The organism is uncultured Fibrobacter sp. (assembly GCF_947305105.1).
Taxonomy (GTDB): Bacteria; Fibrobacterota; Fibrobacteria; order Fibrobacterales; family Fibrobacteraceae; genus Fibrobacter.
This window is the reverse complement of record NZ_CAMZCS010000023.1, coordinates 1-20,391: the sequence shown is the minus strand read 5'-3', so window position 1 is coordinate 20,391 and position 20,391 is coordinate 1. Positions and strand designations below refer to the sequence as shown.

Here is a 20,391-nt window from a genome sequence, read left to right as displayed (position 1 = left end):
ATTTTTTTAAGAGGTGAAAATGAGTAACTCAGAAGGTAACAGCGTTGCTTGGCGCGGATTCAAGGGTGAATCCTGGCGCAACAGCGTAAACGTCCGTGATTTTATTCAGGACAACTACACTCCCTACGAAGGGGATGGCTCTTTCCTCGCTCCGGCGACGGAACGCACAAATAAAATCATGGACAAGGTCCGCGACCTCCTGAAGCAGGAACGCGAAAAGGTTGTCCTTGATATTTCTACCGAGGTGGGTACGTCCATCCTCGCTCACGCTCCGGGCTATATCGACAAGTCCCTCGAAAAGATTGTCGGTTTGCAGACGGATGCTCCGCTCAAGCGCGCGATTGCCCCGAACGGCGGCCTCCGCATGGTGCAGAACAGCCTGGACGCCTACAACTACAAGATGGACCCGAAGATTGCGGAAATCTATTCCAGCTACCGCAAGACCCACAACCAGGGCGTTTTCGATGTCTATTCCCCCGAAATTCGCGCATGCCGCAAGTCCCACGTGATTACGGGCCTTCCGGATGCCTACGGCCGTGGCCGCATCATCGGTGACTACCGCCGCATCGCGCTTTACGGCGTGAATTTCCTCATCCAGCAGAAGCAGAAGGAAAAAGACGAACTCAACGATGTGGAATTCACCGAAGAGGTCATCCGCCTCCGCGAAGAACTTTCCGAACAGCTGAACGCCCTCGGCGAGCTGGTGCAGATGGCCAAGAATTACGGCTTCGACGTTTCCCGCCCGGCAGAGACCGCGCAGGAAGCCGTGCAGTGGACCTACTTTGGTTACCTCGCCACCGTGAAGGAACAGAACGGTGCCGCCATGTCGTTTGGCCGTACCTCCACGTTCCTCGACATCTATATCGCCCGTGACCTCGCCGAAGGCAAGATTACCGAAAGCGAAGCCCAGGAACTCATCGACGATCTCGTCATCAAGCTGCGCCTGGTGCGCTTCCTCCGCACGCCGGAATACGACGCCCTGTTCAGCGGCGACCCGACGTGGGTGACGGAATCCCTCGGTGGTATCGGTCTTGACGGCCGCCCGATGGTGACCAAGAACAGCTTCCGCTTCTTGCACACGCTTTATAACCTGGGCACCGCTCCGGAACCGAACTTGACCGTGCTCTGGTCCGAAAAGCTGCCGGTCGCCTGGAAGCGCTTCTGCGCGAAGACTTCCATCGAGACGAGTGCCATCCAGTACGAATCCGACGACCTGATGCGCCCGAAGTGGGGCGACGACTACGCCATCGCCTGCTGCGTGTCGGCCATGCGCGTCGGCAAGCAGATGCAGTTCTTCGGCGCCCGCGCAAACCTCGCGAAGACGCTCCTTTACGCCATCAACGGCGGTGTCGACGAAATCAGCCAGGCCAAGGTGGCCCCGGGTTTCGAACCCATCAAGGACGAAGTCCTGAATTACGATACCGTGATGGAAAAGTTCGACGCCATGATGGAATGGCTCGCCAAGACCTACGTGAAGGCCTTGAACATCATCCACTACATGCACGACAAGTATTACTACGAACGCATCGAGATGGCTCTGCACGACCGCGACATCTACCGCACGATGGCTTGTGGCATTGCCGGCCTCTCCGTGGCGGCGGACTCCCTGAGCGCTATCAAGTATGCCAAGGTGACGCCGATCCGTAACGAGAACGGCGTTGCCGTGGACTTCAAGGTGGAAGGCGACTTCCCGAAGTACGGCAACAACGACGACCGCGCCGACAGCATCGCAAAGGACCTCGTTGACCGCTTCATGGGCAAGCTCAAGAAGCAGAAGACCTACCGCAACAGCGTCCCGACGCAGTCCGTGCTCACGATTACGAGCAACGTTGTCTACGGCAAGAACACGGGCAACACCCCGGACGGTCGCCGTGCTGGCGAACCCTTCGCCCCGGGCGCAAACCCGATGAACGGTCGCGACGTGAGCGGCTTTGTCGCTGCGGGCGCTTCTGTGGCCAAGATCGACTACGATTCTTCCCTCGACGGTATTTCCTGGACGGCAACGGCAACGCCGGAAGCCCTGGGCAACAATCTTGAGGACCGCATCACGAACCTTGCGAACTGCCTCGACGGCTTTGTCCACGCCACGGGTTACCACGTGAACGTGAACGTGCTGCACCGCGAAATGCTCGTCGACGCGATGGAACATCCCGAGAAGTACCCGACGCTTACTATCCGCGTGTCTGGTTACGCTGTGAACTTCGTGAAGCTCACTCGCGAACAGCAGATGGACGTCATCAACCGTACGTTCCATAGCAAGATGGCGTAACGGGTTTCGGCCTTCGGTCGCATTTCAGATTAAATAAAAAAGACCTAGATGCACAATCTAGGTTTTTTTTGTTTTTCAGAATTTTTTCTTTGTCTGTTGCTTTGCGCCTGTTAGCTGACGAGGGCAGAGTCGTAGTAGGCTTCGAGTTCTTCGCGGCAGTTGACGAAGTAGGGCTTGAGACTGGGGTCGAACTGTGTGCCCATAGAATTGATGATGGTGTCGTAAGCCTCGTTGTACGAGAATCGCTCCTTGTAGCAACGCTGGCTCACCAAGGCGTCGTACACGTCGGCGATGGCCATAATGCGCGCTTCCAGCGGGATTTGTGTGCCCTTGAGGTGTTCCGGGTACCCATCGCCGTTCCAAAGTTCGTGGTGGTAGTTTGCGATGTTTTTCGCGATGGTCACGAGTTCCGGGTCTTCGATATCGCGCAACAGGTTTTCTACGATTGCCGCACCCTTTTCGGCGTGGGTCTTCATAATCTGGTATTCGTCGTTGGTGAACTTGCCTGGCTTGCGGAGAATGATGTCGTCGACGGCGATTTTACCGAGGTCGTGCATCGGGGCTGTCTTGACGACGGCGCGGCAGAACTTGCTGCTGAGACCGAGCCTTGCATCCTTGCGCATCTCGGAGATGAGAATGCGGATGACCTGGCTTGTGCGCTTGATGTGCCCGCCCGTGTTGCTGTCGCGGTTTTCGACCATGTTGGCCATGCCCACAATCATCTGCTCCTGCATGGCTTGAATGTGCGAATCCTTGTCTTGCACGTCGTTCACGAGTTCCTTGTTGTACTTGTCGAGGAAGCGGATGTAACGCTGCGTCCGGGTGTCGTCTTCGATACGCATCATGTAGCCGCAGTCACTGTTGCCGTGGAAAAGGTGCTTGATGAGGCACTTGTAGTGGCGTCGCCCGATCTGGAAATACATGGTTTTGTTCAAATCGTCGGGGCTGAACTGGTCCAGGAGTTTGGAGAATGTCTTTTCGATTTCCGTTTTGTTGCTGAGCGGGTAGTCTACGCGGAGTGCTTGCATTTCTGGGAAAAAGCTGCGGGCAATTTCGTTACAGCCGATGTAACGCTTGCTCTTGGAAAATGTCACGTAGGCGCTGGTGTTTGATTGCACTAGGGAGTTCAGGACGGTCGTCTCGATATCGTATTTTCCCATGCGGTGGACGAGGATGAGCAAAATGTATTCGTCCAACAGGAATACGGCAGGTATTACGAGGGCTTCCATTTCCATTTTCTTGGATATGGCTAAGGAGGCGAGCGTGACCGCTCCGATGAAAGCCAGACTGCATAGGTTCTGGAACGAGACGTTTTTCCTGTGGAACAAGAAGAATATAATGATGCCTAGGTAGGTCACTCCGTAGGCGGCCAACTGCATGCAGAACAGATAGTATCCTGGCCCGAAATCCGCCTTGATCTTGCTGATACCGTTGACGGTGATAAGTTCGGCATTGCTGTAGAAAATATCGGTATAGCCGCTCGTGATGGCGAAAAGGTACACACCACTGCTGAAGCCGAATAGCGCCATGCGATAAAATGCGGGAATCTTGATGTGGCAGAGGTTCAAAAGCGCCATCAGCAGGAACGGTGGCAAGAAAATACCGCCGGTAAGCACAATTTTGTTCGCAAGCAGGGCTTCTTCGATGTTTGACGATAAAATTTGGAAAAGGAATCCAAAAATGGTAATTGTCGCTATGTAGAAGGAGGACGGATAAAAAGTGTTTGCACTTCTCGGGTAGACCTTTATCAGGGAAATCGTGTTGATCAAAGACAATACAACAGTAATTCCGACATAGACAATCAGTGGGTTCGTCAATTTTTTCTCTCTCTAATGTTTATTGCTTTTTACGTTTTGAATCTATACTTAATTTTTTGAAAAGAGGAGTAATTTTTTTGAATGTATAAAAAAATAAGTTTCCCGTCGGGGAAACGTATTTTTCAGTTGTAAAGTTCATTTATGTGCAAACGATTTTTCCGAGGGCGATTATTGCCGCTGTGCGCGCTCGGAGCCGTGTTTTTCCAAGGCCGAGGAGCCGCGTTTTGCCTTCGCGGGATGTAATCAAAGCGATTTCTCGAGGAGAAAACCCTCCTTCTGGGCCGATAAGCAACATTGTCTCGTCCTCAACGCTTTCTGGGAGGGATGAACCCTTTTCGTCGCAGAGGATGATGTCGCCAGTATAGCTTTTGAGCCATTCGTCTAGTGTTATGGGTCCTTCAATTTGCGTAAGCCAAGGCTTTTTCGATTGCTTCAGGCTGACAAGGCTCTTCAATTCGGCTCTGTGGACGGTCTTGTGGAGGTCGGAATTCTTGGGCTCCTGCGAAAAGTCCGTGCGGAGGAAGATAATTTTGTCTATTTCGGTCTGTGCCGCGTGAAAAACCACCTCTTCCAGGGCGTCATCTTTGAGGCAAGCGATGCCCAGCGAAACCTTGGGGCGTTCGGACGATGCCGTGATGACTTCGGGAATCTCTACCTCGCATGCCTTCGGGTCGGCGCGAACGATGGTCGCATTGGCGAAATGCCCGAGCCCGTCGCAAAGCTGCAACGTGTCGCCTTCGGTGGCACGGCATACGCGGATAGCGTGGCTGCTTTCGTTCTCGTCGAGGGTTGCGCGGCCTTTGACGATGGCGGAACAGTAAAAATGGCTGTCAGGTGATTTCATACCCTTAAGGTAGAAAATCTTTGTGGTTTTGAATCGCGAAATTAGTTATTTTTTACGCATGTTGCATAAACCCGTTAAGACTGTTGTTTTTGATTTGGATGGAACTCTGTATTTGAGCGGCCGTCCTTATCCTGGAGCGGTCGAGACGGTTTGTCGCGTGGCACAGTCGGTGCCCGTCTATTACTTGAGCAACAATACGAGCAAGTCTCCCGTTTTTTACGAAAACCGCCTCAAATGTATGGGCCTGCCGTTGCGGGATGGCTCCATCATTTCGGCGCTCTACCTTTCGCTCGAAGCTATCCATGCGAAGGGCATAAAGAACGTATTCTTCTTTGCGAATCCAGAAGTGTTCGAATGGTTTGCAGCACAGGATCCATCGTTGAACTTGAATCCGTCTGTTGAAGAAACGGAACTTGTACTTGTCGCTTACCACAATTCGTTTGATTACCGCGAACTTTGCGAACTCTCCTTCCGCGTGCAGCGCGGTGTGCCCTTCTGGGTGACCCACTCGGATTTTGTCTGCCCCGACGAGAAAGGCCCTGTTCCAGATATCGGGAGTTTCATGGCTCTCCTCAAGGCGGCATACGGCAAGGAACCCGAACGCAGTTTTGGCAAGCCGAGCCCGGCCATGCTTGCCGGGGTGCTGAACCGCTTTGAACCCGAAGAGATTCTCTTTGTCGGGGACCGTCTCTATACGGACTTCGAACTGGCCAAGCGCGCTGGTTGCCGCTTTGTACTGCCTTTGTGCGGCGAGACCAAGCGTGCCGATGTCGATGCGCTTGAATGCAAGCCCGAGTTCATTGTAGAGAACGTAAGCGAAATAGACTTCGATTCTTTTTTTAAGGGAACTATTTGATGCCGATTCTTTTTGAAAAGTTGTCTCGTTTTTCTCTCGCCTTGAAATTGGCCGTTGTCATGTCCATTGTATTTGCAGGCTCTGTTGTCGCCAGGGACAAGATAGTCATCGCCGTTTCGTTTGCTCCGTATGCAAACATGGTGCAAGCCATCGGAGGAGACGAGGTCGAGGTGGTGACATTGCTGCCTCCTGGGACCGACATGCGTTATTATAAGCCCCAGCCCAAAGAAATCAAGGATTTCTCGTTGGCTGATGTCTACCTTACGGATGGTTCCGGTGTAGATAGGGCCTGGCTCCCGCGTTTCAAACAGGTCAAGCAGACAATCAAAATTGTTGATATTTCCGAAGGTATCGTGTGGCTTGCTGGCGAAGGCAATGAGCCCAATCCTTACCTGTGGCTTTCTCCAAAACAGATGGCCAAGATATCTACGAACATACGTGTTGTTTTGTCTAAACTCCGCCCGGAGAGGGATTCGTATTTTGTTGCAAAACATGTTTTTTTCTTGCGGAAGTTGAATCAAGTTGATGACGAATTGGAAGCTGCGGTTCGCAGGTTGCCCAAGGATGCCAGGACATTTATTGCGACACGCCCGTTGTTCACCTACCTTGCTCAAGATTATGACCTGCAACCGCAAGTTGTGGAAGTGTCGGGGAAGGTGGCGAAATCAAAGGATGTCAAGAAAATTGTTGAGTTGGGGCGTAAAACCGGAGCAAAGATGGTATTCGTGCCGCCACAGTTCGACAAGTTGGCCGTTGAGTCATTTAAGAGGGATTTCGGTGCGAAGGTGGTAGAAGTGAACTTCCTTACGTACGACTTCTTGGACAATGCAAAATCTATGGCGAACGTAATCAATGAGATTGCGGCTGCATTGCGGAAGGATCGCCCTACTCTGAATTTGCCAAAACCGAAACAATTGAAGAAGTAACATTTTTTCCGAGGAACCGCCGATGAAAAATACTCTGAAACTTTTGTCCATTTCGGCTTTTGCCGCCGGAATGATGACTCTTTCCGCCTGCGGGGACGATTCTCCGACGCATATCGAATTCGATGAATCCTTTGAGATGGTGCTGAGTAAGGCTTCTTACTCCTACCGTTCCAAGGATTCCTTGCTCGTGATAACGGCTCCCGAATGTAAGGCGAGTACGCTCGGCTATGTTGTATGGAACAAGAAGGGCGAAGAACACGATTCGTTGAAGGCTTACCGTAATGGGGAAATTGCGTCGATCCGTAAAATCCACGAGAACAACTGGACAAAGTTCGAGTACAACGGCAAGTCGTTCCCCACGGGAGTGTGGTACGAACCCAAGGCGGCCGACCAGAACATCATGAACGCTAAGCGCTTCCTCAAGAACGGTACGGTAGAATCCGTGTTCCGCTACGAAGGGAAATGCTTTGCCTCGTCGCTGTTGCACCAGCTGATGAATAAGAACAGTGCCATAGAGCAGGCCGATTCCGCATTGGCCAAGTTCTACGTGATGTTCCAGCCCGAAAACGACAGGCATTTCGATGCGAAAGAAATGATGGATGATCTCCGTGCGCCCAAGTGCAACAAGCTGACCATGTACAACGGGGATGTCTCTATCGGCATGAACAACTTCACCAAGAATTCGGGAACGATTACGCTTGGTTACGGCAAGAAGACTTGCAATATCAAGTTCAAACTTCGCAACACTTACGAAAAGAAGGATTGTGAAGCGGCCTTCGGTGATTACCAAGATGACAAGACTCCCGATCCGACGTTTGTTTTTGACAAGTATTCCGAAGAAGTGGATTACGATATCTACTGCATCAAGCGCCTCGTGCTCAACATGCAAGAAGAAAAGAAAATCCTCCCCAGGAAGCAGGCTGCTGATGACGATGCTGCTGCAGACCAGCTTGCCCGTTCGGCCGTCCGTGCCGTGTTGAGCGGCATGAAGGCCGAATAAAAAAGTTCAAAAAAAAAGAACTGCCCCAAAATGGAGAGGCAGTTCAAAAAAAATTTAAACGGTGTCCAGGAAAATAATTTTTCTGGCGCCTATTTTTTTGCGAGGACCTTCGCCTTCACGACAAGGCCTGCGGCCAGTGCTACGAGGAGAATGGCGAAGACGAGGCTCACCTTGAGGCAAGCGTGGAACGGAACGCTGCGGTATTCCATGCGCACTTCGGATTGCCCTTCGGGGACTTCGACAGCGCGGAGTGCGCCGAACGCCTTGTAGACCTTGGCTTCTTTTCCGTTCACGTAGGCCTTCCAGTAGGGGTGGTAGTTGCCCGCGACGACCATGAAGCCCTTGCGGCTTGCGTTGACCTTGAACACTTGCGTGTCCATCTTGGGGCTTTCGACCAGTTTGGCAGAACCCTGGATGGGGCCTTCCGCCGCAACGCTCCCCTTGCCGTCGAATTCAGGCTTCTCGGAGAGGATGACCTTTTCGCGGTAGAAGAACTTTCCGGCCTCGTCGGCAAAGGCGGGAGCGTCCGGTTCCGTCGTAGCGACGGAACTGTCCGTGGCCGCGCTGTCCGCGGTCACGGCCGCGGCGGAAGTGTCTCCGGCAGTTTCTGCCGGTTGCTCCGTTTTAGCCTTGGGCTTGCGGATGGATGCCTGGGTCTGCAAAGTCTTGATGGCGTCTTCGTCGCTCATCGTGACGGCTTCGCCGTAGAGGTAGGCTTCGCCCATCGCCGTTGCAATCGGCATGTACGAAGTGCCCTGGCGAGTGTCGAAGACAATGGCTCCGATGTTCATGAGGTCGAGGAACGGGTGCGGGGCTGTGGGATCGTTGATGTTCATCAAGTAGTTGGTGTTGCCCTGCCCACCACGGAAAGTGCGGTAGCTCGCGAGTTCGTTGTCGTGGAAGCCGTCGGCGTTACGCATGTGGTATTGCGTGAATATGTTGCCGCTTAAAGCCTTGTTGCGCGAAAGCGAGAGTACGCGCGGCGTGTTGAGGGAATCGCCCCGGAACGGTGCCTTGAGCGCCTTGACAACTCCGTTGTCCGGCTGCAGGTATTCGTTTGCTTGGACGTTCTGCACGAACGCGCCTTCGATGAAGAACAGTTCGACGCCAGCAGCGACGGCGAGAATGGTTGCTTTGATCGGTGTTGTGCCCTTCCACTTGGTGAGCGCCCATGTGATACCGATGACGACGAGAATCAAGATGAATCCGGGAATCACCTTGCTTGCAGTCATGTTCATCACGGTTTCGTTCAGCGGCTTGAAGTACGGTGCCGTGACAGGGTCGTTCAGCAAGTTCTGCGCACTCATCATGAACACGCCGATGACAGCGAACCCGAGAAGGACGCAAACCTGAATAGCGCGGTGCGTGCCAGGGAGCCCAGACTTGAACGCATCGGTGAAGTTCGCAAAGGTGAATGCCTTGCCCTGATCGTCGAGACTCATGACGCCGAGACATGCGATGGCGTAGGCGAGGAGCACGACGAAGCCGACCGGGCCGATGAAGGTTGTCCAGTAGAAGCGGGCAATTACAGCGAGTGCAAGGAGGATGACGTACATGACCGTTCCGTGCAAGAGAGCCTTGCGTTCGGCAGCGGATTTTTCATCGTCACCGGCAAGCGACTTGAGGACGGGCCCCGCCATCATCACGAGCAAAAGCGGCAACCAGAACAAAGCCATGCCCGGTGCGCGGAAATTCTTGACACCCGGGAGAACGTTGTACCAGAGTTTGAAAAACGGGGAGTGGTCGCCCATGCCGTAGCTGAGTGCGACGACTGCGCCGAGCCCCCAGAAGGCAGCCCAACGGCGCTTGCCCGGCAAGAACAGGCAGAGGAACCCGAGGAAGGTGAGGAGTGCGCCTGCGTTGTTGTGGTCGAGCTTGAAGCTGTTGTGGCCCCAGTAGAAGGGCGAACCCTGGCTACCGGCTTCGGCCATCTGGCGGTATTCCTGCATGGTGACGTTCACGAACGAACTGCCGTTCAGGTCACTTGTGTTGGGATCTTGCTCATAGACGTCGACGCCCACGAACCCGGGCAGGAGCATCTGGGCCATTTCTTCTTGGTGCAAAGACCAGCTGACGGCGTGGCCATAATTAGTGTGGTCCCCTTCGCCACGCACAGATTGCGTTGTGGTGTAGAGGTAAGGTGGCACAAGCTGGAAGCAACTGATTGCAAGGCCGAAGGCGAGGCCTACTGCAGTAAGCCCAATGCGCTTGCCGCGCGTCGAGAGCCCATCGCAATGGAACGCCACTTCGTAGAGCGTATAAAGCCCCGCACCCCACAGGAACAGGTAGGTGAGCTGCAGGTGGCTCCCGAGAATCATCCAGATGATGGAAAGCGCGAGTACGGCCACGTAGGGGAGGCTCCCGTCGCGCACAATCTTGCGGATGGCGAGCAGCGCGAGCGGCGCGATGGCGAACACCATCATCTTGCCGTCATGACCGCCGTACAAGTAGGTGAAGAATTCTGGCGACAGAGCGTAGAGGAACCCGAGTAGGGCGCCCCACCAGCGGTTCCCAGTGAGGTTCCAGGCGAGGAGCATCGCGCTCATGAAGGCGACCCAGATGGTCAGGATAAACTTGATGCCGATGGCGCGGGCCGGGTCCGTGAGGAACTGCACCCACACTAGCGGGTGGTAGGCGTCGCCGAACAAGGCGTCGATGGTGGGTACGCCACCCAAGCGGCTGTCGTCCCATTCCGTGAGCACGACGTTTTCGGCGCGGAGGATTCGGCTACCGATGCCGTTCAGCTGGTCGCTGTTGAGCATGAGCTTGTTCGGGTCGAACGCGAAGTCCCTGAAGATAATCATGAGGACTGCGAGGAAGAGCACGGCGGCTGCCGTGAAAAATACAGGTTTCTTTTGCAAGAGATTCATAGAGTATAAAATAAAAAAATGGTAGCCATCTAGTGTTCAAAATGAATTTCTTATGACTCAATTATATATATGCGGGAGGGGACCGCGCTCGGAGTTGCGAAGGCCGCCCGGTCCCCTCCCTGCACCCTCCCCTTCCCCGGCCGACGCTTCTATTCTCACAACGACAAATGAATTTCTCAATGACTGAATAAATATCTCGCTCGGAACATAAGGAATGCTGGGCTGTTCATGCTTTATATATCGTTTTTTGGGGAGGGTACAAGAAAAGCCCGTCGGGGACGGGCTTCGTGACAAGCTTGCTTGTGCCAGAAGGGCGCTAGGAATGCACCGGGCTAGTCGAGTGTATTTTCGTCAATCCTGGTGGTCTTGATGAGGTTGTAGATTCCGAATGCCGTAATGATGCAAACTGCGGCGAAGACGATGAACTTGATCAGTTTTGCCATGCGGGACTCCTTAGCTGTTTTTTTCTAATCTATTCGATTCTCGCCGAAAAAGCAAGAGGTTAGTTAAAAAATAGTTACTGTTTTTCCAGAATCATGCAAATGACGGGGAGTTTCTTGTCGACCTCGTTCTCGCTGGGGATGATTTCGGAAACAATCGTCTTGCAGTTCAGTTCCTTGAGCAAAAATTCTATCTGGTTCTTGTCGAATCCGAGCCAGATATGCCCGTGCGTCGTGCGGAAGGATTCTTCTTTGTGCTGGGCGAGGTCTAAAAGGGCGAGCGTACCGTGCGGCTTGAGGATGCGGACAGCTTCCTTGAGGGCAAGGTGCGGGTCGGTCGCGTGGTGGAGCACCTGGCTCATCAACACGAGGTCGGCAAAATTCTCGGGGAGCCCGGTCTGCGTCATTTCGGCGACTTTCGGGCTTACGTTCTTGATTCCCTTTTGGGCGAGCGTCGTTTGCAGCCCGCTAATCACCTTGGGGTCGCAGTCGATGGAGGTCACGTGCTTGCAGCGGCCGGCCATCATGAGCGTGAGGTCGCCGCCTTCGCCGCAGCCGATATCCACGACGTTCTCGAAGGGGTACATGAGTTTGGCGAACAGGCTTATCTGCGCTTTGAGGCTCCCGCCCGCTTGGTCGAGCTTGTGGATTTGCCCCTTGGTCTTGTCGGTGCGGTCTTCCAGAATCTGGGCGGCACGGCACTTGATGATATCTTTGTCTGGCAGTGCTTCGCAGGCGTCCCGGATGACCGAAAGCACCCGGCGGCTCAAGTAGAGGTCGTCGCTTAAGCCGTAGTAGGCCTTGATTCCGTCGCGGCGGTCCTTCAGCAAGTTGCATGCCGAAAGCTTGGCCAGGTGGCGGCTTGCGTTGCTCTGGTGGATGTCCAGGATGTCCTTGATTTCGTTGACCGTGAATTCGGCCTGGTCGAGGAGCAACAGGATCTTGAGACGCATTTCGTCGGAAATGGCGGAGAACAGGCCCATGTCGGGGCGGATAGGCTCTTTTATATTTTCTTGGTTGGACACGGAAGCTCCTGATAATATACAGGTTGAATATAATTTTTTAGTTTATAGGTCAATGAAATCTTTTTTGCCGAAAGCGCTGTTTTTTTCCTGGTTTCTCGTTTCGGGGGCGCTTTCTCCCGTGGCTGCGGAATATGTCCTCACGCTTTGGGATGTTCCGCTCACTATCGGTGCCGCCATGGTCTCTGTTTATGGCAACATGCGCTACTCCGACATGGAAAAACCCGACGATGCCGACGTGAAGCCCAAGGCGGAACTGCTGCCCTGGGACAGGCCCGTTGCCGGGCGCTATTCGGATTTGGCCGACAGGATGAGCGACTGGGCATCTCCCGTGGCTGTCGCGCCAGTTGCGCTTGCCGGTTACGCTTGGTATAATGGCGGTACGGCCTCCGGATTCCTAGGTTACACGCTGATGTATGCGCAGGCTCTCGCCATTCAGGATGGTCTCAACACGATTGCGCGCTCGATGCAGCTTTGGCCGCGCCCCTATATATATGCCGAAGACGGAGAGGGGAGAGAGGCCGCAGAAAAGGCGAAGGGCGAGGCCTACGGTAGCTTCTTTAGCGGGCATGCCTCCGCGGCGTTTACGACCGCCATATTCACGGCGACTGCATTCGACGAAATATACCCCTCGTCCCCGTATAGCGGGCTTGTGTGGGCAGGATCGCTATCGCTCGCCGGTTTTGTCGGTGCGCTCCGGATTGCCGCCGGCAAGCATTACCCTACAGACGTGGTCGCAGGTGCTCTAGTGGGCACGGGAGTGAGCCTTTCCATACTTGAATTTCACAAGAAAAAACCGCAAAATTATGGAATTGTTGTCGGTCCGGGCTTCATGGGTGTGATATTCCTCCTATAGGACCCACTCTAAATTAATTTTTACAAAAACCTGGAGATTTTTCCTGTATATTCAGGGTAGGGTCGCCCCTAAAAGTTTCTTTTAAGAGTGGCCGTAGTTTGTACCTGTTTTGTAGAGGTGAAAAATGTTAGGTTATTTAGGCCGTTTGGTTGTGGCCTTATCAATGGTGGCGGGAGTATCGTTTGCCGCGAACGACTATAGCGATTCGCGCGACAATCGTGTCTACAGAGTGTATCGCTCCGGGACTCTCAACTGGTTTACAGGAAATCTTTCATACAAAGAGGGGGCTTCGCTCGTCGTAAGGAACAGGGCGTATTACACCCCGAAGGTCTGGGACAAGGTCTGCCCCGAAAAGACGCGTATTCCGTCTTGGCAGGAATGGGAAATGCTTGCTCGCGACCAGTTTGTCGGTGCGCGCAAGAAGCAGAACATGCGTAGCTTTGTCGGAGCCCCGGCCGGCTTTTACGAAATTGGCGGAAACGAGAACAAGCAGGTCGGCCCGGAAGTCGGCTATTTTGCTGTGGCCGGTGAACAGAAACGCGGCATTATGCTCGATCTCAACCGCGGGATGTTCAGCGAAATCGCCGTCACCGACAGCATGGCCTTGCCCGTGCGCTGCGTCGGCGACTACGACCCGCTCGAAGATATGGGCATCTCCCGCGACAAGATGGTGTTCACGGACCCCCGCGACGGGAAAAAGTACAAGGTGGAAATCCGCGACAGCACCAAAGTGTGGATGAAGCAGAATCTCCAGTACAACCTCACGAGCGTAAAGCAGTGTTTCTTGGAAGATTCAGTGTTCTGCAAGCGCCATGGGCGCTTTTATACCTTCGACGAGGCGCAGAGAGTCTGCCCGAAGGGCTGGCACCTCCCGAACGACGGTGAATGGAGAGATTATCAAAAAGACAAGTCCAAGCTGGATTGGGATAACCTAGGACGTGGCGGGTGCCGCGATTGGGACGAATACTGCGACGAGACGTACACAGGGCATTACTGGTCTAGCACTTCGGTGGAGAAAGGCACCGGCCGCGCATGGGAGTTCCGCCGCCAGGCGCATAGCATCAACCGCTCCGACGAAAGCGTGCAGAAAGGTCTCTATGTGCGCTGCGTTATCGACCTGAAATAAAAAACCATCGGCTAATGCCGATGGTCCATGTCCAAATACTGCTTAGATTACTTGAGTGTCGTCGTGAGGCGGAAGGCGAGGCCGACGTCGCTCAGTTCGTTTTCGCTGTAGACGCTGAACTGGAGCTTGGAAGAAGCGATTTTCTTCACGTAGGCAACAGTCCATGCCCATTCGTCGTAGGTGTCCGAGTCCTGGTAGAGGTTTTCGCGCTTGTTGATGTATTCCCATTCCACCATGAGGTTGCTCATGAGTGTGTTCAGGATGCCGCTTTGCGGTGCGAAATCCATACCCAGGTAGAACGGCTGGAAATAGATGCCCGGCTTGAAATACTTGGATTCGGGAGCGAGATAGTTAGGAGCTGTTTCGCTGAGCTCTTCGTCTTGAGTGTAGATGCAGGCATATTCGCCGTAAACACGGAAGGCCGGAACAATTTTATAGCTCGCGTAGGTTGCAACCCTGTGCGTGGTGTAGGCCGTATATTGTATCGGGTCCCCATGGTTGGCACGGTAGCCGACCTTGACTTCGAGAGGGAAGGTGAACTTCATGTCTTCTTCCACACGGACATAGCCCTTGTTTGCATGGCCGTCTTGTGTGGCGAACATGATGTTGAGGGTGCTGAGACCGTGAATCCAGCCCAGTTCAAGAGCGTTGTGGCTGTAATCGCGCATCCAGAGACCGCGTTTGGTGAGGTCCTTGTCGAGGTAGGTACCGAAGTGGGTGGACTGCGACCAGTCGGTCTTCCAGCGACCGATTTTCAGGTTCATCTTGTCCTTTTCGCCGAGATTCCACTTGTAGTTGGCCCAGTAGAGGTCGGCGAGAATCTTGTCTTGTGCAGACTTTGTCGCCTTGACTTTGCCGTTTTCGTCGGTCGTCGCGTCCGTCACGTTCTTGTTGCCGAATTCCGGGGCAAAGATACGGAGCATGATGAGCCCGTCGAGGCTTTCGCTCTTGTACTGCCCGCCCACGTTGGCGCGGATCCAGCCGCTGCTGAAGTTATTGTCTTCGTCGGCGATGGATTTGGTGACCTGTGTCTGGACGTTCCCCTTGAGGTTGAAACTGTCATCGGCAGCGAAAACGGAGCTGGCCATGCCCGCAATCAGGAGCATGCTTGCGATACTGGTGAACTTCATGGAAGTCTCCTATTTTAAAGGTGACGTAAATTTAAAAAAAACATCTTATATTGCAAATACATTTTGTCCATTTTTGCCCCTCTAAATGTATCTTTGTGGCAGATTTCCTCCATTTGGGGAGGTGTCATTATGAATGGAGTACAAATGTTTTTTCCCAAGTTCGTTATCGCCGTGTCGATTGCGTTCAATCTTTCTTATGCCCTCGCGCCGAACAAAACGCATGCCGTCCTGAATGTTTCTTATGTAGATGATAACGATTCGCCCCACGCCCGCAAGAAGCTGATCTTTGTCGGCCAGGCCCAGCCCAAGAACAAAATATCCGTGACCACGGATGCCGAGGGCGAGGCGAGCTTCATGATTCCCCGCGAAGACAAGTACACCATCTTTTGCGAAAGCCTGACCGGGCCGTTCGAATGTGGCGAGACGCCGTACGTGTCGCTGACGGCAAGTACCGGCGGCATCACCGTCGTGTTCGACGACACGCGCGCGGAACTCACCGGAGTCACCTTCAAGGCGGGCAGTGCCGAGTTGGTCCCGAGCTCGCTCAAGACGCTCGACGCGGCCATTGCCGGGCTCAAGCGCAACCCCAAGGCGAAAATAGAAGTCGAGGGCCACACCAGCAGCGAAGGCGGCGAAGATTTCAACCAGGTGCTCTCGGCAGAACGCGCCTACAGCGTGCGCCTGTACATGATCAGCAAGGGCATCCCCGAAGACCTCGTGACCGCTACCGGCTACGGCTATTCCCGCCCCAAGGCCGACAACTCCACCGAGGCGGGCCGCATGGCCAATCGCAGGATCGAAATCCGCGTCCTCAACCCCGAAGAAGTCAACGCCCACGAAGAATAAACGCAGGCGCTTGCTCCGCTAGAAACCGACCCGCATCACGATGGCATTCTCGAAGTAATCGGGATTGCCGCCGATGCGCCAAAGCGCAGATTCGTAGCTGTACAGGTTCGGACGCGCCTTGCGGAGAATGGCGGCGCCTGTTGCCCGCAGGTAACCCGCCTTGCTCTTGCTCGGGACACCCTTCAAGATAGATTCCAGATCGTCGATGCTCACGCAGATGGCGTTGTGGTCGTGCGGGTTGTACGGCTCCGCCTGCACCTTTGCCTTGAGCGATGCAAAGATTTCCTGATGTTTTTTGCCAGCGGCCGCAGGGTCGTCGCCGAAATGGAAACTGACGGCAGCATCGGAGAGGACTCCGAATTTCTCGACACCATCGACCCACGGGTGGTTCGATGCGCCGACAATCCCGATAGTGAAATCGAAATGTTGCGCGTCGCCTTCGCCGAAGTAGCGGATGAACATCTCTTCGGGCGATTCCTTGTGCGGAGCGGGCTTGAGCGTGTCGCGCGCGGCCGCAAGGAGGATTGTCGCCGTGTCGGTCTCGCCAGTAGAAATAGGCGCATCGACCGCGTAGACATTCTTGAAGTTGCTGTCGCCACGGAAACTCCCGTACACCCAGGCGAAAAGCGCCTCGGCTGCAATGGGCTTCAGGATATGCAGCAAGATGGGCGTGAAGTTCGCGAATACCATCGAACGCCGGTGCAGGAGCTCGGCCGTGAGAAGGCTGTCGCGTTCTTGGATGGCGAGCAGCAGGGCGCCCACGTGCAGTAAGAAGGAGTACTGGTTTGCATCCAGGTCCTTGATAGCCGCCGGGATAAAGACAGTAATCTCTGCCTGCAAAGCCTTGGGCAGGTAGGTGTACCACGAAGGCGTGAAATACGAACTTCCCTCGACGCACTGCATCTGCGAAAGATCGCTGGCAGAAGGCGATGCCGTGCCCGCGTAGTCCATGATGCCGGTATCGCTCCGGCTGAAGGCGTAGACAGTCGCCGCCTTGGAAGTTTCGACCTTGACGTAGAAGATTTCGTTTGCCATTGTAGGCCTCCTTGTTGAAGGTTACAATGAAAATATAGATTTAGAGTGTGACATAAAATGACACAAATGAATTTTGTTGAAATTTTGATGGTTTTTTATCGTAATTTCCAATAGCCGTTTTTGTCGGCACCAACACGGGTAATCAAATTTTGCTGCTTCAGTAACTGCAAATCTCTTTTGATTGTTTTTTCTGTAACGCCAAATTTTTCAGCAAGCTTTGTGGCTGACACATGAGGGTCTTTGGAGAGAACTGCAATAATCTTTTTTGGTCGGTCTTTTAGAGAGACATTTACAGGGACATTTACAGGGACATTTACAGGGACATTTTTACCACGTTTTTTCGTTGCTTTTGGACTTGATTTTTCAGTATTGATGCGGCTTTGTGTCTTCTTGTAGTCAACATGCAAATAGCGGTTTTTCAGTTCGTTATGTTCGCCCATTAGCAGGTTCCGGAAGAACTTTTCAAGATGCTCCGGCTCCTGCTGGATTCCCTTTCTCACATTCTTGTAATTGGCACGGACGAGCGCATTCCTGAAATACCACGAATTCTTGGCGAAGATATCGTTCCCGACCTTGAATCCCATGGAACGCAGGTACTTGATGGTAAAAACCGCAGTCGTACGCGTGTTGCCCTCGCCAAAGGCGTGAATCTGCCATAGACTCGATACGAAAAACGTCAAGTGCCGGACAATCTCGTCCATGCTCAAGTTGCTGTAATTGAATTCGCGTTCACGTTCAAAATCGTAATCCAGGGCCATCCGTAACTCGTATGAAGCCCCATACATCACGGAATCCCCGTTCAGCACCCATTCCTTTTTTGAAATGTTGTATTTGCGGATTTCTCCGGCATGTTTGAGAATCCGATCAAAGAGACGCTTGTGGATGGCTATCAAGAAAGACGGCGAGAAACTGAACGCCTTTTCACTCAAAACCTGTGCAATGCGGGTCGAAACCTTGTCCGCTTCTTCCGTTTCGTCCTGGTCATCCGCCCGTTCAGTCTTCGATTCGTAATAAGAATCAATGAGCGCTTGCGCCTTGTTCAGGGAAATTTTCCCCTCGATGTTTTTCTTGGCAACTTCGAGCAGATAATCTGAAGGCGTCAGGCCATCAACCTGCTGCAAGCCGATAGCCGTAGACCATGCGTAGGACTTTTCCCGCTTGGCGGGCTCGACCTGACGAATGTATTCTTCAAAATCCAGTTCTGACGGTTTCTTTCGCATCGGAGTTCCTTGCAGCAATCGAAGTTAAATATAATTTTATTTTTGTGGGTAGGAAATGCCGCACTTTTTTCATGGAATATGTTCTATTCCTAATTGCGCCGTTAGAGACGATTTTATCGCCACTTTTTGAATTTTGTCAACATCAATATGGACATTTTTTTATATAGATGAAGACCTTCTTTGTTATCCTTTTTTGAAAGTTTTCCAGCTCATTGTGAATTTCTTTCAATTTTTTTTGCGAAATGTTAATAAAAATTTACGCCACTAAGTAGTCATTGCGTCAAAAAATGACGCAGTGACTACTTATATTATATGTGATTTATGCTTGGATGTAAACAAAAAACTTTTTTTAGTAAAGATATAGAGGCTCTTCCATTGGGTATGTGCCTTGCTAAACTTGTTGTTGATGAAAAAACGGGCGAATCAAAGCCCGGTGTTTCTGTTGCTGAGCATTGCTTGATAACGGGTTTTGTTGCAGAGGAATTATGCAGGTCTTTAATTGATAATATGAAGCAGATTCTTACAGAATCGGCTCCGTTTTTTGCGTCTATACATGATGTTGGAAAGATTAGTCCAGATTTTCAACGGATGATATACACATCTTGGCTTGGTAATGTTAAAGATTTTCCTCAGTTGCAAAGCGCTAATGAAAATAGAGCAAAACGAAAAGATGTGAGTTTTCATGGAAAGATTTCTCAGGTATCTGTTGAAAGTAGCTTTCCTGAACAAAAAATGCTTGCAATTATTGAAGGAATGCATCACGGCTTTAAACCTAATTTTAGCCCTGTTGCGGAGAATAGTGATATTTATGGCGGTGATAATTGGACCTCATTACGTCATAAGCTTATTGAGAACTTGAAGCGGAGTTTCCCTTATTCTGGTTCAAATAATTTAAACGAATGGAAGCAGGCTTGTGTTATAGGTGGTTTCATTACTGTTGCAGACTGGCTTGCTTCTGGTGGTTATTTTGGCAATATTCAGCAAAATCATTCTTATAGTAAAGATGATTTGAAAAAGATTGCTCATAGGGCTGTCCATAATGCTGGTTTTATTCCACTTTCTATAAAGAAAGGACTCCAATTCGAAGATATTTTTGGATTTTCTCCTAGAAAAATTCAGTCGGATCTTTTTGAATCTGTTTCTTCTCCCGGAGTTTATGTTTTGGAAGCTCCGATGGGCTTAGGAAAAACTGAAGCGGCTCTTTATGCGGCTTATAAAATGCTTGAAAAAGGTCTTGCTTCTGGAATTTATTTTGGTCTTCCGACTCAGTTGACATCTAATAAAATTTATGAACGCGTGCAGTTGTTTCTCGAAAAAATCGTAGGCGAAGAATCCTCGTATTGCTTAAAGTTGTTGCATAGTTCAGCTTGGCTCGAAGAAGACGCTTTTGGTGAAGATGCCAAAGTTGGTAAGTCTTGGTTTGATTCCAAAAAGCGAGGAATTCTGGCTCCTTTTGCCGTTGGAACTATTGACCAAGCGCTTATGGCGGCAATGAATGTAAAGCACAGTATGGTGCGTGCGTTTGGATTGGCTGGGAAGGTTGTGATTCTTGATGAAGTGCATAGCTACGATTCCTATACAGGAACGATAATGAACGCCCTTGTTGATGAATTAAAGCACATTGGATGTACTGTAATCATTTTAAGTGCAACATTGACTTCATCCCAGAAAAAGAAAATTTTGGATTTACCGTTTGAACAAGTATTAAACGATAGTTATCCCCTAATTTCTAGCCAAACGGACAAGACTTTTTCTGAAATTTCGAGTTTGGGAGAATCTAACCGGAATGTCTCTATTCAAATAAGCAAAGATGATAAAAAGGCTTTTGACGTTGCTTTGGAAAAAGCTGAAAATGGGGAACAAGTTCTTTGGATAGAAAATACTGTTGCTGATGCTCAGGATGTTTTCAAGAAACTGGCCGCTAAATCTGCTGAAATGGGCTTGGAATGTGGATTGATTCATTCCAGATTTATAAAGAAGCAACGCTCTGAAATAGAAAATAAGTGGGTTTCTCTGTACGGAAAAAATGGCTATTCTAAGCGAAATACTTGTGGTCGAATTTTAGTGGGAACGCAAGTTCTAGAACAATCTATTGATATTGATGCGGATTATTTGATAACCAGGATTTGCCCGA

At 51.8% G+C, this 20,391-nt stretch carries 15 protein-coding genes; 8 read left to right on the top strand and 7 right to left on the bottom strand.

Annotated elements, in window-relative coordinates; all coding sequences use genetic code 11:
- Window positions 1-19 precede the first annotated feature (19 nt).
- The gene (pflB, locus tag Q0Y46_RS10570) at window positions 20-2,269 is read left to right on the top strand and encodes a formate C-acetyltransferase (protein ID WP_295682659.1); all 2,250 of its coding nucleotides are present in this window, start codon (window positions 20-22) and stop codon (window positions 2,267-2,269) included.
- Window positions 2,270-2,379: 110 nt separating this feature from the next.
- Here pflB and Q0Y46_RS10565 read toward each other — a convergent pair whose 3' ends face one another.
- Both Q0Y46_RS10565 and Q0Y46_RS10560 read right to left on the bottom strand, forming a co-directional pair.
- Window positions 2,380-4,086 (bottom strand): HD domain-containing phosphohydrolase, encoded by a 1,707-nt coding sequence (locus Q0Y46_RS10565; RefSeq protein ID WP_295682656.1) that lies wholly within the window; start codon window positions 4,084-4,086, stop codon window positions 2,380-2,382.
- A 139-nt stretch (window positions 4,087-4,225) separates the two neighbouring features.
- Window positions 4,226-4,930, bottom strand: a complete 705-nt coding sequence (locus tag Q0Y46_RS10560) for an RsmE family RNA methyltransferase (RefSeq protein WP_297947254.1) — start codon at window positions 4,928-4,930, stop codon at window positions 4,226-4,228.
- Window positions 4,931-4,988: 58 nt separating this feature from the next.
- On the opposite strand from Q0Y46_RS10560, the gene Q0Y46_RS10555 reads away from it, so the two are divergent.
- From Q0Y46_RS10555 to Q0Y46_RS10545, 3 genes are read left to right on the top strand one after another with little or no spacing between them, the layout of a single operon-like run.
- Window positions 4,989-5,786 (top strand): HAD-IA family hydrolase, encoded by a 798-nt coding sequence (locus tag Q0Y46_RS10555; RefSeq protein WP_295682651.1) that lies wholly within the window; start codon window positions 4,989-4,991, stop codon window positions 5,784-5,786.
- A gap of 59 nt (window positions 5,787-5,845) precedes the next feature.
- A complete protein-coding gene (locus Q0Y46_RS10550) occupies window positions 5,846-6,712 on the top strand; it encodes a zinc ABC transporter substrate-binding protein (protein ID WP_297947252.1) in 867 nt (288 codons plus the stop codon).
- Window positions 6,713-6,734: 22 nt separating this feature from the next.
- On the top strand, window positions 6,735-7,712 hold the full coding sequence (locus Q0Y46_RS10545) for a hypothetical protein (protein ID WP_297947250.1): 978 nt from the start codon (window positions 6,735-6,737) through the stop codon (window positions 7,710-7,712).
- Window positions 7,713-7,801: 89 nt separating this feature from the next.
- Here Q0Y46_RS10545 and Q0Y46_RS10540 read toward each other — a convergent pair whose 3' ends face one another.
- Together Q0Y46_RS10540 and Q0Y46_RS10535 are read right to left on the bottom strand one after the other, a co-directional pair.
- Window positions 7,802-10,582 carry a hypothetical protein gene (locus Q0Y46_RS10540; protein ID WP_297947248.1) on the bottom strand — a complete coding sequence of 927 codons (2,781 nt, stop codon included), beginning with the start codon at window positions 10,580-10,582 and terminating at the stop codon, window positions 7,802-7,804.
- 517 nt (window positions 10,583-11,099) lie between these two features.
- Window positions 11,100-12,047, bottom strand: coding sequence for a metalloregulator ArsR/SmtB family transcription factor (locus Q0Y46_RS10535; RefSeq protein ID WP_295682642.1), 948 nt, complete (start codon window positions 12,045-12,047; stop codon window positions 11,100-11,102).
- Between the two features lie 52 nt (window positions 12,048-12,099).
- Between Q0Y46_RS10535 and Q0Y46_RS10530 the strand changes: the two genes are divergently transcribed.
- Together Q0Y46_RS10530 and Q0Y46_RS10525 are read left to right on the top strand one after the other, a co-directional pair.
- A complete protein-coding gene (locus Q0Y46_RS10530; RefSeq protein ID WP_295682639.1) occupies window positions 12,100-12,900 on the top strand; it encodes a phosphatase PAP2 family protein in 801 nt (266 codons plus the stop codon).
- Window positions 12,901-13,024: 124 nt separating this feature from the next.
- Complete coding sequence (locus tag Q0Y46_RS10525) at window positions 13,025-14,026, top strand: FISUMP domain-containing protein (protein ID WP_295682636.1); 1,002 nt, start codon at window positions 13,025-13,027, stop codon at window positions 14,024-14,026.
- A 47-nt stretch (window positions 14,027-14,073) separates the two neighbouring features.
- On the opposite strand, the gene Q0Y46_RS10520 is transcribed toward Q0Y46_RS10525, so the two are convergent.
- Window positions 14,074-15,156 carry a hypothetical protein gene (locus Q0Y46_RS10520; protein ID WP_295682633.1) on the bottom strand — a complete coding sequence of 361 codons (1,083 nt, stop codon included), beginning with the start codon at window positions 15,154-15,156 and terminating at the stop codon, window positions 14,074-14,076.
- Window positions 15,157-15,300: 144 nt separating this feature from the next.
- Here Q0Y46_RS10520 and Q0Y46_RS10515 point away from each other — a divergent pair, with 144 nt between their 5' ends.
- Window positions 15,301-16,002, top strand: coding sequence for an OmpA family protein (locus Q0Y46_RS10515; RefSeq protein WP_297947245.1), 702 nt, complete (start codon window positions 15,301-15,303; stop codon window positions 16,000-16,002).
- Between the two features lie 18 nt (window positions 16,003-16,020).
- On the opposite strand, the gene Q0Y46_RS10510 is transcribed toward Q0Y46_RS10515, so the two are convergent.
- Window positions 16,021-17,037, bottom strand: coding sequence for a hypothetical protein (locus tag Q0Y46_RS10510; protein ID WP_297947243.1), 1,017 nt, complete (start codon window positions 17,035-17,037; stop codon window positions 16,021-16,023).
- A 95-nt stretch (window positions 17,038-17,132) separates the two neighbouring features.
- Window positions 17,133-18,257 carry an HTH domain-containing protein gene (locus Q0Y46_RS10505; protein ID WP_297947241.1) on the bottom strand — a complete coding sequence of 375 codons (1,125 nt, stop codon included), beginning with the start codon at window positions 18,255-18,257 and terminating at the stop codon, window positions 17,133-17,135.
- A gap of 321 nt (window positions 18,258-18,578) precedes the next feature.
- Between Q0Y46_RS10505 and cas3 the strand changes: the two genes are divergently transcribed.
- Window positions 18,579-20,391: CRISPR-associated helicase Cas3' (cas3, locus tag Q0Y46_RS10500; RefSeq protein ID WP_297947239.1), on the top strand; the 1,813-nt coding region annotated here is incomplete at its 3' end.

Bases quoted from the DNA above. Each gene is read 5' to 3' on its own strand.
- pflB (WP_295682659.1), top strand. From the start codon at position 20: ATGAGTAACTCAGAAGGTAACAGCGTTGCTTGGCGCGGATTCAAGGGT.
- Q0Y46_RS10560 (WP_297947254.1), bottom strand. From the start codon at position 4,930: ATGAAATCACCTGACAGCCATTTTTACTGTTCCGCCATCGTCAAAGGC.
- Q0Y46_RS10555 (WP_295682651.1), top strand. From the start codon at position 4,989: ATGTTGCATAAACCCGTTAAGACTGTTGTTTTTGATTTGGATGGAACT.
- Q0Y46_RS10550 (WP_297947252.1), top strand. From the start codon at position 5,846: ATGTCCATTGTATTTGCAGGCTCTGTTGTCGCCAGGGACAAGATAGTC.
- Q0Y46_RS10545 (WP_297947250.1), top strand. From the start codon at position 6,735: ATGAAAAATACTCTGAAACTTTTGTCCATTTCGGCTTTTGCCGCCGGA.
- Q0Y46_RS10540 (WP_297947248.1), bottom strand. From the start codon at position 10,582: ATGAATCTCTTGCAAAAGAAACCTGTATTTTTCACGGCAGCCGCCGTG.
- Q0Y46_RS10530 (WP_295682639.1), top strand. From the start codon at position 12,100: ATGAAATCTTTTTTGCCGAAAGCGCTGTTTTTTTCCTGGTTTCTCGTT.
- Q0Y46_RS10525 (WP_295682636.1), top strand. From the start codon at position 13,025: ATGTTAGGTTATTTAGGCCGTTTGGTTGTGGCCTTATCAATGGTGGCG.
- Q0Y46_RS10520 (WP_295682633.1), bottom strand. From the start codon at position 15,156: ATGAAGTTCACCAGTATCGCAAGCATGCTCCTGATTGCGGGCATGGCC.
- Q0Y46_RS10515 (WP_297947245.1), top strand. From the start codon at position 15,301: ATGTTTTTTCCCAAGTTCGTTATCGCCGTGTCGATTGCGTTCAATCTT.
- Q0Y46_RS10510 (WP_297947243.1), bottom strand. From the start codon at position 17,037: ATGGCAAACGAAATCTTCTACGTCAAGGTCGAAACTTCCAAGGCGGCG.
- Q0Y46_RS10505 (WP_297947241.1), bottom strand. From the start codon at position 18,257: ATGCGAAAGAAACCGTCAGAACTGGATTTTGAAGAATACATTCGTCAG.